Source organism: Anaerohalosphaeraceae bacterium, assembly GCA_035378985.1.
Lineage (GTDB): Bacteria > Planctomycetota > Phycisphaerae > Sedimentisphaerales > Anaerohalosphaeraceae > JAHDQI01.
The window spans coordinates 103,222-115,557 of record DAOSUR010000002.1; the positions used below are offsets into that span (position 1 = coordinate 103,222).

Here is a 12,336-nt window from a genome sequence, read left to right on the forward strand (position 1 = left end):
AAAATTTAAGGTAAACCAAGTGAATAATTCGGAAAGAGCATTTGACAAAGGGTGAGGCGGAAGATAAAATCTTTTAACATTGCAATAAGTTATTTTTATCATACTTCTGCATAAAGGACACCGAAAACGTGCGCAATCTTTGGAAAGACAAAGGGTTATACGAAGTACGCCGTGAACACGATGCTTGCGGAATTGGGGCTGTTGTTCATATATCGGGGAAAAAAGACCATTCGATTGTCGAATTGGGCAAGCAAATCCTCTTGAATCTGAATCACCGCGGTGCTGCCGGTGCGGATGACCTAACGGGAGACGGCGCCGGAATTTTGCTCCAGATTCCCCATGAGTTTTTCCGGTCAGAATGTAAAAAGATAGGAATCAGCGGTTTTCAACCGGGGCAGTATGCAGTCGGGATGGTTTTCGGCTCCAAAGACCCGGCTGTGCGTGCTGTTTGCGAGGAGATTCTCGAAAAGGCACTGGCCTTCTATGACCTGAAGGTTCTCGGCTGGCGGCAGGTTCCGGTCCGACCGGATTGTTTGGGGCCGATTGCACTCAGTGCGGAGCCGGTCATTCGTCAGATTTTTGTGGACGGCGGCGGGAGAGACTCGGAAACGTTTGAACGGGACCTCTTCAAGGCTCGAAAGCGGGCGGAACGGCTGGTACGCGAAAAGCTGGCCGATGACGGAGTCGATTTTTATGTTCCGACACTCTCCTGCAGGACAATTTGCTACAAAGGCATGTTCATGGCCCGTCAGCTGTTCGAGTATTACCCGGATTTGTCCGATGAGCGGATAACATCGGCCTTGGCCATTGTTCACCAGCGGTACAGCACCAATACACTGCCGAACTGGCGGCTGGCTCAGCCCTTCCGATGCATTGCTCATAACGGCGAAATCAACACGCTCAGCGGAAACCGCAACTACATGCGAATGCGGGAGAAACGCCTCCGCAGCCCTGTTCTTGGGAACGATTTGAGCGATTTGATTCCGGTGCTCGACCCGCAGGGCAGCGATTCGGCCTGTTTTGACAATATGGTTGAACTTCTTGTGCGTGCCGGACGTTCGCTGCCGCATGCGATGATGATGATGGTTCCGGAGGCCTTTGGCGTTAAATACCATATCAGCACAGACAAACGGGCCTTTTACGAGTATCATTCAGCGATTCTGGAGCCGTGGGACGGGCCGGCGGCTATGCTTTTTACGGACGGTCGGCTGGTCGGCGGCACCCTCGACCGCAACGGACTGAGGCCCTGCCGGTACACGGTTACTACAGACGGACTGGTGGTAATGGCCAGCGAAACCGGGGTCGTTCAGTTTCCGCCGGAACGAGTCAGCCAGAAAGGCCGTCTTCAGCCCGGCAAGATGTTTTTAATCGATACCGAGGAAGGACGCATTATCACCGATAATGAAATTAAAGGGCGGATTGCCCGTCAGAAACCCTACCGCCGATGGCTGGAGGAAAACCGCATTGAACTGCGGGGGCTCTTCTCTGTGCCGGACCTCGAAAAACCGGACTTGGATACGCTTTTCCGGCGGCTGCGTCTCTTCGGCTATACGCGTGAGGAGCTGCGGATGATTCTGGCGCCGATGGCCCTGCATGCACAGGAGCCGGTCGGCTCGATGGGCAACGATACCCCGCTGGCAGTGCTCAGCGACCGCCCCTGTCTGCTGTTTGACTATTTCAAACAGCTGTTTGCTCAGGTGACCAACCCGCCGATTGACCCGCTCCGGGAAGGGCTGGTGATGAGTCTGATGACGTACACCGGCCGTCGGCTCAACCTTCTGGAAGAAACGCCCCAGCATTGCCGGCAGCTGAAGCTGCCTCATCCGATTCTAACCAATGAGGATATGGTTCGGCTTCGTTCGGCCCAGCGAAAAGATTTCAAGGTTGTGACGGTGTCCACTCTTTTTGAGATTGATCGAAGCCGCCCCGGCGATTCTTTAAAGCAGGCCCTCGATGCCCTGATTGATTCGGCGGCCCAGGCGATTCTTCGCGAGGATGCGTCTTTGATTATCCTCAGCGATCGCAATCCTGACGGGCAGAAGGCGCCGATTCCGTCTCTACTGGCCGTCTCCGCGGTCCATCACGGCCTGATCGAACGGGGACTGCGGGGAGAAGCCGGACTGATTGTCGAAACCGGTGAGGCCCGCGAAGTGATGCACTTCTGCCTCTTGTGCGGATACGGAGCCAACGCCGTCAATCCTTATCTGGTTTTTGAAACGCTCACGTTTCTGCAGCAGAACGGGGATTTGCCGGCGGACATGGAGCCCGAGCAGATCGCCGACAACTACATCGCCGCCGTCAAAAAAGGCATTCTCAAAACCATGAGCAAGATGGGCATCTCAACGCTGCGGAGCTATTTTAACGCACAGCTCTTTGAGTGCCTGGGGCTCAAACGGGACGTGGTAGACCGGTATTTTACCGGTACCAGCTCCCGCATCGGCGGCATCGGATTGGACGAAATCGCCCGGGATATCCTTCAGCGGCTGGAGGAGGCCTGCAAGCCCCGTCCGGCCGGTTCGCTCGAACTGGATTACGGCGGACAATACCATTACCGCCGCGACGGGGAATATCACCTCTGGAATCCGGCGACCGTGGCCAAACTTCAGCATGCCGTCATGCTCAATGACCGGAAGGCTTATGAGGAGTTTGCACAGCTGGTCAACGAACAGTCCCGAAAGCTGGGAACCCTGCGGGGGCTGTTTGAATTTCGGGAAGCCCAGCCTGTGCCGCTGGACGAGGTGGAACCCGCTGAGTCGATTGTCCGGCGTTTTTGTACCGGCGCGATGAGCCACGGCTCCATCAGCAAGGAAGCTCACGAATGCATTGCGGCTGCGATGAACGGGCTGGGGGCAATGAGCAATACCGGCGAAGGCGGCGAAGACCCTTCTCGCTACGGAACTGTCCTGAACTCGGCCATTAAGCAGGTAGCCAGCGCCCGCTTTGGTGTGACAATTCAATATCTGGCCAACGCCAAAGAGATTCAGATTAAAATGGCGCAGGGAGCTAAGCCCGGGGAAGGCGGACAGCTGCCCGGTCATAAGGTTACGGAAGAGATTGCCCGACTGCGGCATTCAACGCCCGGGGTGACGCTGATTTCGCCCCCGCCGCACCACGATATTTATTCCATCGAAGACCTGGCCCAGCTGATTTATGACCTCAAATGCAGCAACCCGCAGGCCAAAATCTCCGTCAAGCTGGTCTCTGAGGTTGGTGTAGGGACGGTTGCCGCCGGTGTTGCCAAGGGCGGGGCGGATGAAGTGCTTATTAGCGGTCACGATGGGGGAACCGGGGCCAGTCCCCTTTTGTCCATCAAGCATGCCGGATGTCCCTGGGAAATCGGATTGGCGGAAACCCAGCAGGTTCTCATTCGCAACGGGCTGCGCGACCGAATCCGTGTGCAGACTGACGGCCAGATGCGGACGGGTCGCGACGTGGTGATTGCCGCTCTGCTCGGCGCCGAACAGTTCGGGTTCGGCACAGCGGCACTGGTGACACTCGGCTGTACGCTTCTTCGCAAATGTCACGAAGGTGCCTGCACCTACGGAATTGCCACGCAGGACCCGGAACTGCGCAGACGCTTCAAAGGCAAACCGGAGTTTCTTCAGCGATACATGCTTTTCGTGGCGGAAGAAGTCCGGCAATGGATGAGTCGGCTGGGCTTCCGAACGATGGACGAGATGATTGGGCGGGTGGATTGTCTGTGCACTCGCAAAGCCGTCGAGCATTACAAGGCCAGGGGACTGGACTTTTCCAATATCTTTCTGGTTCCGGAGGGGCCGGCCGGTTGTGCCCGAAGACAGGTGAGTTCTCAGCCCGATCGGCTCAAAGACCATCTGGACTGGCGGATTCTGGAGCAGATTAGGCCTGCTCTCGAAAAGAAGAAAACCGTTCAGCTGCGGATGCCGATTCAGAATGTGCATCGGGCGGTCGGGACGATTCTGAGTTATTATCTTGTGAAACAGTACAGTCCGGACGGCCTTGCGGATGATACCATCCAGCTAACTTTTGAGGGGTCAGCCGGACAGAGTTTCGGCGCCTTTCTGGCCAGGGGAATTACCCTGCGGCTTATTGGGGACAGCAACGATTATCTCGGCAAGGGACTGTCGGGCGGCCGCATCATCGTCGAAACGCCCGCCGGGTCCCCCTTCCTGCCGCAGGAAAATATTATCGCAGGCAACACGCTGCTTTATGGCGCCACTTCCGGAGAAGTGTTCATCAATGGAATGGTCGGTGAGCGTTTCTGCGTACGAAACAGCGGAGCGGTGGCTGTCGTAGAAGGAGTAGGTGACCATGCCTGTGAATACATGACCGGCGGAATTGTGGTGGTTCTCGGGAAGACCGGACGCAACTTTGCCGCCGGAATGAGCGGCGGAATTGCCTATGTTCTCGACGAGATGCAGATGTTTGATACCCTCTGCAATCTGGATATGGTTGATTTGGAAAGTGTTTATAAACCGGAAGATGAAGAGCTTCTGCGTCAGCTGATTGAAAAACATGAATCCCTTACGCGCAGCAGTCATGCCCGCCGGATTCTAAATGCCTGGCCGGACATGGTTGGCAAGTTCGTAAAAGTGATTCCGATTGATTATCGTAAGGCCCTGGAGCGGATCCGTGCGCAGGAGCGGCGGCACACGGAATCCACTCCGGCTACGGAAGAGGTTTTCCAGCATGGCTAAAATCAAAGGATTTCTTGAATACCCTCGCCGGCCGGTTCCCTATCGGCCGGTTGAAAATCGGATTCGGGATTATCGGGAAATCGAAATCCCGCTGAGCCCCGATGACATTGTTCAGCAGGCAGCCCGGTGTGCGGATTGCGGCATTCCGTTTTGCCACAGCGAATTCGGCTGTCCCGTGGCCAACCGCATTCCGGAGTTTAACGACCTGGTATATCTGGGCCGCTGGAAAGAAGCCTGTGACAACCTGCATTCCACGAATAACTTTCCGGAAATCACCGGCCGGGTTTGTCCGGCTCCCTGTGAAGCGGCCTGTACGCTGTCTGTCAATGACAAACCGGTCCTGATTCGGCATATCGAGTTCCAGATTGTGGAACGGGGATTTGCGGAAGGGTGGGTTCGTCCTCTGCCGGCTCCGGTTAAAACCGGCAAACGGGTGGCCGTTGTCGGTTCGGGACCTGCTGGTCTGGCGGCTGCACAGCAGCTGGCCCGGGCAGGGCACGAAGTGGTGGTATTCGAAAAAGACCCGCAGCCCGGCGGTCTCCTTCGATACGGCATACCTGATTTCAAACTCGAAAAATGGGTTTTGGACCGCCGGATTCGCCAAATGACGGAAGAAGGGGTGCAGTTTCAGACCGGCGTTGTAGTTGGAGCCGATCTGTCGGCCCGCTATTTGTGCAAACGGTTTGATGCTGTCTGTTTAACCCTCGGAGCCGGTCAGCCCCGGGATTTGCCCGTTCCGGGCCGCGGTTATGAGAATATCGTCTTTGCGATGGACTTCCTGCGGACGCAGAATAAACGTGTAGCCGGAGAGCCGCTGACGCCGGAAGAAGAGCATTTGGATGCCAGGGGCAAACATGTCGTTGTGATTGGCGGCGGGGATACCGGAAGTGACTGCGTAGGGACATCACGTCGGCAGGGGGCGAAATCAATCCTCCAGATTGAAATTTTGCCCAAACCCCCGGAAACCCGCGCCTCTGAAACACCATGGCCCCTTTGGCCGAAGATGATGCGGACCTCCTCCAGCCACGAAGAGGGATGTGAGCGTCTTTGGAGCGTGATGACGACTCGTTTTTCCGGAGCCGAGACTCATGTGAACCGCATTCACTGCATTCAGGTGGAGTGGATTCGGAAAAATCAGCGATGGGAGGTTCGAGAAATCCCCGGTACTGAGTTTGAACGGCCGGCGGATTTGGTGTTGTTGGCGATGGGGTTTGTCCATGTGGAGCACAGCCGGCTGATTCAGGATTTGGGCTTGACATTGGATGACAACGGCAATATCAAGGTGTCGAATTTTCAGACCAGCAATCCGATGGTATTCGCCGCAGGAGATGCCGTGGCAGGCGCGTCGCTGGTGGTCCGGGCGATTGATGCCGGACGCAAAGCCGCGGCGGCAATCGACTGCTTTCTGAAGCCATTATAAGGGAAAAGGAATGCCGCAGGATCCCAAGTCGATTCGAATCGCATTAGGACAGGCCAATCCGACTGTCGGAGATTTAGAAGGCAATTGCCGAAAAGCCCTGGATTTTGTTAAAACAGCACAGGAGAAAAAGGCCGATGTGCTGGTTCTTCCTGAGTTGTTTCTTTCCGGATATCCGCCGGAGGATTTGCTGCATCGGCCCCGCTTTCTGCAGGATTGCCGCTCTGCGATGGAGCGTCTCTGCCCTCAGATTTCACAAATTACCCTGATTGTTGGCTGGCCTCAAACCGAGTCGAACCGCCTCTACAATGCCGCAGCCGTCATTCGAGACGGCAAAATTCTCAAAAACTACCGAAAGGGCTGCCTTCCGAATTACGGGGTCTTTGACGAAAAACGCTATTTTCACTCCGGTCAGGAGCCGGTGGTTGTCCAGGTCGGTTCTGTTCGGGTGGCCCTGACTATCTGTGAGGACATTTGGGAGTTGCCTTGGCTGGATGACTTTTTTCTGAAAATTCGGGGAGAATTCGACGCGGTTCTTTGTCTGGCGGCCTCTCCGTTTCATATGGGAAAGATTGAGGAACGCAGGAACGTCATTTCCCGCTGTGCCGTCCATTTCGGCTGTCCGCTGTTTTACTGCAATCTGATAGGCGGACAGGATGAGCTGATTTTCGACGGCCGCAGCATGGTGGTCGATGCTCAGGGCAAGACCCTTTTTCAGGCCGCCGGTTTTCAGGAAGATGTGCTGGTCTTTGACTGTTTCAAAAACGAAGACGGCACCCTTAAGATAACCAGTCCGTTTGCCGCATCTTTTGAACAAACTCCTGCAGAACCGATGGAAGAGGTCTGGCAGGCCCTTGTCTTGGGTACAAAAGATTATGTCCGCAAAAACAGTTTTTCAAAGGTTCTGATTGGACTGAGCGGGGGGGTCGATTCGGCTTTGACGGCGGCCATTGCAGCGGAGGCGCTGGGACCGGAAAATGTAATTGGAATTTCTATGCCGTCCCGCTTTAACGCCGCCGAAACCCGTTCCGATGCTCAGACGGTCGCTGCGAATCTCGGTATCGGCTTTCATACCTTGCCGATTGAAGAGATTCTGTCCGCCTTCAGCCGGACGCTGTCGGCCGTAGAAGGATGGAATGAAGCCGGGTTGGCCTATGAGAATCTTCAGGCCCGGATTCGCGGGACTCTGCTGATGACCCTGTCCAATCAGTTCGGCTATCTTGTGCTGACCACCGGCAACAAGAGTGAAACAGCCGTTGGATACTCCACCCTTTACGGGGACACCGCCGGCGGATTTGCCGTAATTAAGGACGTGCCCAAAACCATGGTCTATCAGCTGTGCGATTATTACAACCGAATCAAAGGGAAAAAGGTGATACCGCAGAGTGTAATTGACCGCATTCCTACGGCGGAGCTCAGACCCAACCAGAAAGACAGAGATTCCCTCCCGGACTATCCTGTTCTCGATCAGATTTTGAAGGGGTTTATTGAGGAAAAGCTCAGTCGGGATGAGCTGATTGCCCGCGGACTTCCCCGTCCGGAGGTGGAACGAGTGCTCCAGATGGTGGATCGGAATGAATACAAGCGCCGGCAGTCTCCGCCCGGCATTAAGATTACGCCCCGAGCATTCGGAAAAGACCGGAGGATGCCGATTACCAATCGATACAGAGGATAAAAGAAAAGGTCTTGAATCGGACGCGCCAGTTCCCTATAATCCGGCGATTTTTTGAAAACACAGCGTCAAACAGGACGTAAATACCGACAGAAAGAAAACCAATGCCCAAACGCAGTGATATTCACAAAATTTTGATTATCGGCTCAGGCCCTATCGTCATCGGTCAGGCCTGTGAGTTTGATTATTCCGGTGCTCAGGCCTGCAAAGTCCTTCGAAAAGAGGGATTTAAGGTTGTTTTGGTCAACAGCAACCCGGCTACGATTATGACCGACCCGCAGATGGCCGACCGGACCTATATTGAGCCGATTACACCGCAAATCGTTGCCCAAATTATCCAGCGGGAACGGCCGGATGCCCTGCTGCCGACGCTCGGCGGACAGACCGGCCTAAATACAGCCGTGGCCCTGGCGGAAAGCGGCGTCCTCAAAAAGTACGGCGTCAAGCTTCTCGGCGCCAATCTTCAGTCGATTAAGCGGGCCGAAGAACGCGACCGGTTTAAAAAAATTATTCAGAGCATCGGGCTGGAAGTGCCCGTCAGCGGCTATGCCCACACCGTCGAGGAGGCCCGGGAAATCGTCAAGGATATTGGTTTTCCGGCCATCATTCGTCCCTCCTATACACTGGGCGGAACCGGCGGAAATATCGCCTATAACGCAGAGGAATTTGAACGGTTCGTTCAGTGGGGGCTGGATTTGAGCCCCACGCACCAAATCCTGATTGAACAGTCCGTCATCGGGTGGAAGGAGTATGAACTGGAGGTGATGCGGGACCGAAAAGACAATGTCGTGATTGTCTGTTCGATTGAAAATGTGGACCCGATGGGCATCCACACGGGCGACAGCATTACCGTCGCCCCGGCCCAGACCCTCACGGACAAAGAATACCAGATCATGCGGGATGCTGCCCTCAAAATCATCCGCGCCATCGGCGTGGAAACCGGCGGCTCCAATATCCAGTTTGCCGTCAACCCCGAAAACGGCAAAATGGTTGTCATTGAAATGAACCCGCGGGTCTCCCGAAGTTCGGCCCTTGCTTCCAAGGCCACGGGCTTTCCGATTGCCAAAATTGCCTCGCTGCTGGCCGTCGGATATACGCTGGATGAAATCCCCAACGACATCACCAAAAAGACGCCGGCCTGCTTTGAACCGACGATTGATTATGTGGTGACCAAATGGCCGCGGTTTACCTTTGAGAAGTTTCCGCAGACCGCTCCGGAGCTGACCATCCAGATGAAGTCCGTCGGCGAGGCGATGGCCATCGGACGCACCATGAAGGAGTCGCTTCAGAAAGCCATCCGTTCGCTCGAAATCAGCCGGTATTCTCTGGATGGCAAACACCTCACGGAGAATCTGTCCAAAGTGGAGCTCATTTCCAAGCTTCGTTCAATGCGGTGGGACAAAATGTGGTATATCGCCGAGGGGTTCCGGCGGGGGCTTTCCACGGAGCAGATTTATGAATATACAAAAATTGACCGGTGGTTTCTGGACCACATTCGAGAGATTGTTCATCTTGAAAAGGAACTCAAATCGGCATCCAAACCTCTGAAAGCTCCCTTTGTCGAAAAGCTCAAAAAAGCGGGCTTCAGCGACAAATATATTGCGGAACAGCTGGGGGTTTCCGAAATCGAATTTCGCACGTATCGCAAGCAGCAGGGCATTCGTCCTGTTTATAAGAAGGTCGATACCTGCGGGGCGGAGTTTGAAGCCCAGACCCCTTACCTGTATTCAACGTATGAAGAGGAGTGCGAGGCCGCTCCGACGACGCTTCGGAAGGTGATGATTCTGGGCGGCGGCCCCAACCGAATCGGACAGGGAATCGAGTTTGACTACTGCTGCTGTCATGCGGCCTTTGCGCTGCGTGAAATCGGCATCGAATCCATCATGGTCAACTGCAACCCCGAAACAGTCAGCACGGATTATGACACCTCCGACCGGCTGTATTTTGAGCCGTTGACATTTGAAGATGTGATGAACATTGTGGAGACGGAACATCCGGACGGAGTGATTGTTCAGTTAGGCGGTCAGACACCCCTGAAACTGGCTACCCCGCTCCGCAAGGCCGGTGTGCCGATTATCGGGACCTCTCCGGAAAGCATCGACATTGCGGAAGACCGGGAGAAGTTCAACCGGCTGATTCGGAAGCTGCGGCTTCGGCAGCCTGCCGGAGGCAGTGCTACGACCTATGCCGAAGCCCTGAAAATCGCCAAGAAAATCGGGTTTCCGCTTCTGGTTCGGCCGTCCTTTGTGCTCGGCGGACGGGCAATGGATATCGTCTATAATGAGGAGGCCTTCCGCGCTTCGGTGCAGGAGGCCTTTGAGGCCGCCGAAGGGCATCCGGTCCTGATTGACCAGTTCCTCAATGATGCGACGGAGCTGGATGTCGATGCGATTTGTGACGGCAAGACCGTTGTGATCGGCGGTATTATGGAGCATATCGAAGAGGCCGGCATCCATTCCGGCGACAGCGCCTGCATCCTGCCGACTTTTTCTCTGCCCAAGCCTGTAATAGCGGATATTAAACGCCAGACCAAACAATTGGCCCTGGCCCTGAACGTCAAAGGTCTGATTAATATCCAGTTTGCCGTCAAGGACAATCAGGTTTATATCCTCGAGGTCAATCCGCGGGCCTCCCGAACCATTCCGTTTGTCAGCAAGGCCATTGGAGTTCCGCTGGCCAAGCTGGCTGCCAAGGTGATGGCCGGGATGACCCTCAAACAGCTCGGGTTTACACGCGAAGTGGTGCGTCCGTACTATTCCGTCAAAGAGGCGGTCTTCCCCTTCCTGAAGTTTCCAGGTGCGGATGTCATTTTAGGCCCTGAAATGCTCTCGACCGGCGAGGTGATGGGCATCAGTGAGGATATCGGAATCGCTTATGCCAAATCCCAAATAGCCGCCGGCAATCCGCTGCCCACCGGGGGAACGGTCTTTATCAGCGTCAAAGATGCCGACAAACCAAAAGCTGTGGACATTGCGAGGCGATTCCACGAAATGGGCTTTAAGATTATAGCCACGCGGGGGACTTGCATTACCCTGATTGAGAACAATATTCCCTCGGAGTTTGTTCGCAAAATGAATGAAGGCCGACCGAATATTGTGGACCGTATTATCAACGGTCAGGTGGATTTGATTATCAATACCACCATCGGCGAGCAGACGATTCGGGATTCTTTCCCCATTCGCCGTGCCGCGGTGGACCATCAGGTGCCGTATGCCACCACAATTCGGGCAGCGGCGGCCATTGTTCAGGCGATTGAGGCAATGCGGAAGAAGAAAATTACAGTCAAACCGATTCAGCTGTATTACCGGTAAGGGAGCAATATGTCCAAAGCGATTTTACTGCTCGAAGACGGAACGGTTTTTGAAGGCACTTCTTTCGGTGCCGTCGGAACGGTCTGCGGCGAAGTCGTGTTCAATACGGCGATGACCGGCTACCAGGAAATCCTGACCGACCCGTCCTATCATGAACAGATTATGACCATGACCTATCCGATGATCGGAAATACCGGCACCAACGATTTGGATTGGGAATCCCGGAAGATTTTCTGTGCCGGGCTGATTGTCAAAGAGGCCTGTCCCTATCCGAGCAATTGGCGGAGCCGAAAGACGCTTTCCGCCTATCTGAAAGACAGCAGGGTGGTCGGTCTGGAGGGCATCGACACCCGCAAACTCGTCCGCCATATCCGCACCCAGGGGGCGATGCGGGGTATCCTCTCGTCGGAGGAGTTCAGCATTTCGGTTTTGCGGAATCGGCTGGAGGCCTATCCAGGGCTTGTCGGTCGCGATATTGTCAGTGAGGTCAGCTCCGAACGGCCGTATCGATGGGATAAAGGGTTTGTGGATGTTCTCCGCGGGGAGGAAATTCGCCCGTCCGTCCGGTATTCGGTAGTGGCCTATGACTTCGGCATCAAGCAGAATATCCTGCGGCTGCTTCGTTCACACGGCTGTGCTGTTGAGGTCGTTCCCGCGCATACTCCTGCTGAAAAAGTTCTGGCTCGAAAACCCGATGGAGTTTTCCTGAGCAACGGCCCCGGAGACCCGGCGGCCCTGACCTTTGCGGTTGAAACGGTTCGGGCTCTGCTGGGGAAAGTGCCGATTTTTGGAATTTGTCTGGGGCATCAATTGCTGGCCCTGGCTCTCGGCGGCAAAACCTATAAACTCAAGTTCGGTCACCGCGGCGCCAATCACCCTGTGAAAAACCTTGAAACCGGATGCATTGAGATTACCAGCCAGAATCACGGCTTCTGCGTAGATTTGGATTCCCTGAAGGGTACGGGCGCCAAAATGACGCATCTGAATCTCAATGACATGACCAGCGAAGGGCTCTCCGTCAAAAAGAAAAAGGCCTTTTCCGTCCAGTATCATCCGGAGGCCTCCCCGGGGCCGCACGATTTGCGGTATCTTTTCGAGCAATTTGCTGACTGGATGGGCAAACGCTGAATCGCTTCGGCCTGACTGCGTCTGGAGGGACTCGAACCCCCAACCCTCGGTTCCGAAGACCGATGCTCTATCCAATTGAGCTACAGGCGCATCTCGGCTATACTATACCTCCAAAGGCCTCCGGCCGCAAGA

General features: G+C 55.0%; 5 protein-coding genes and 1 tRNA gene. 5 read left to right on the top strand and 1 reads right to left on the bottom strand.

The window, feature by feature from the left end; all coding sequences use genetic code 11:
* The first annotated feature begins 128 nt into the window (after positions 1 to 128).
* The 5 genes from gltB to carA all read left to right on the top strand — a co-directional run bounded on the left by gltB (position 129) and on the right by carA (position 12,204).
* Entirely contained in the window at positions 129 to 4,676 is a 4,548-nt protein-coding gene (gene gltB / locus PKY88_02745) for a glutamate synthase large subunit (protein HOQ04119.1), read from the top strand.
* A complete protein-coding gene (locus PKY88_02750) occupies positions 4,669 to 6,096 on the top strand; it encodes a glutamate synthase subunit beta (GenBank protein ID HOQ04120.1) in 1,428 nt (475 codons plus the stop codon). The genes gltB and PKY88_02750 overlap by 8 nt, the downstream gene beginning before the upstream one ends.
* Before the next feature lie 10 nt (positions 6,097 to 6,106).
* The gene (locus PKY88_02755) at positions 6,107 to 7,768 is read left to right on the top strand and encodes an NAD+ synthase (protein ID HOQ04121.1); all 1,662 of its coding nucleotides are present in this window, start codon (positions 6,107 to 6,109) and stop codon (positions 7,766 to 7,768) included.
* Between the two features lie 101 nt (positions 7,769 to 7,869).
* Positions 7,870 to 11,076 (top strand): carbamoyl-phosphate synthase large subunit, encoded by a 3,207-nt coding sequence (carB, locus tag PKY88_02760; GenBank protein ID HOQ04122.1) that lies wholly within the window; start codon positions 7,870 to 7,872, stop codon positions 11,074 to 11,076.
* Positions 11,077 to 11,085: 9 nt separating this feature from the next.
* On the top strand, positions 11,086 to 12,204 hold the full coding sequence (gene carA / locus PKY88_02765; protein HOQ04123.1) for a glutamine-hydrolyzing carbamoyl-phosphate synthase small subunit: 1,119 nt from the start codon (positions 11,086 to 11,088) through the stop codon (positions 12,202 to 12,204).
* A gap of 16 nt (positions 12,205 to 12,220) precedes the next feature.
* On the opposite strand, the gene PKY88_02770 is transcribed toward carA, so the two are convergent.
* A tRNA-Arg gene (locus PKY88_02770) sits at positions 12,221 to 12,294 on the bottom strand.
* Between the last annotated feature and the right edge of the window lie 42 nt (positions 12,295 to 12,336).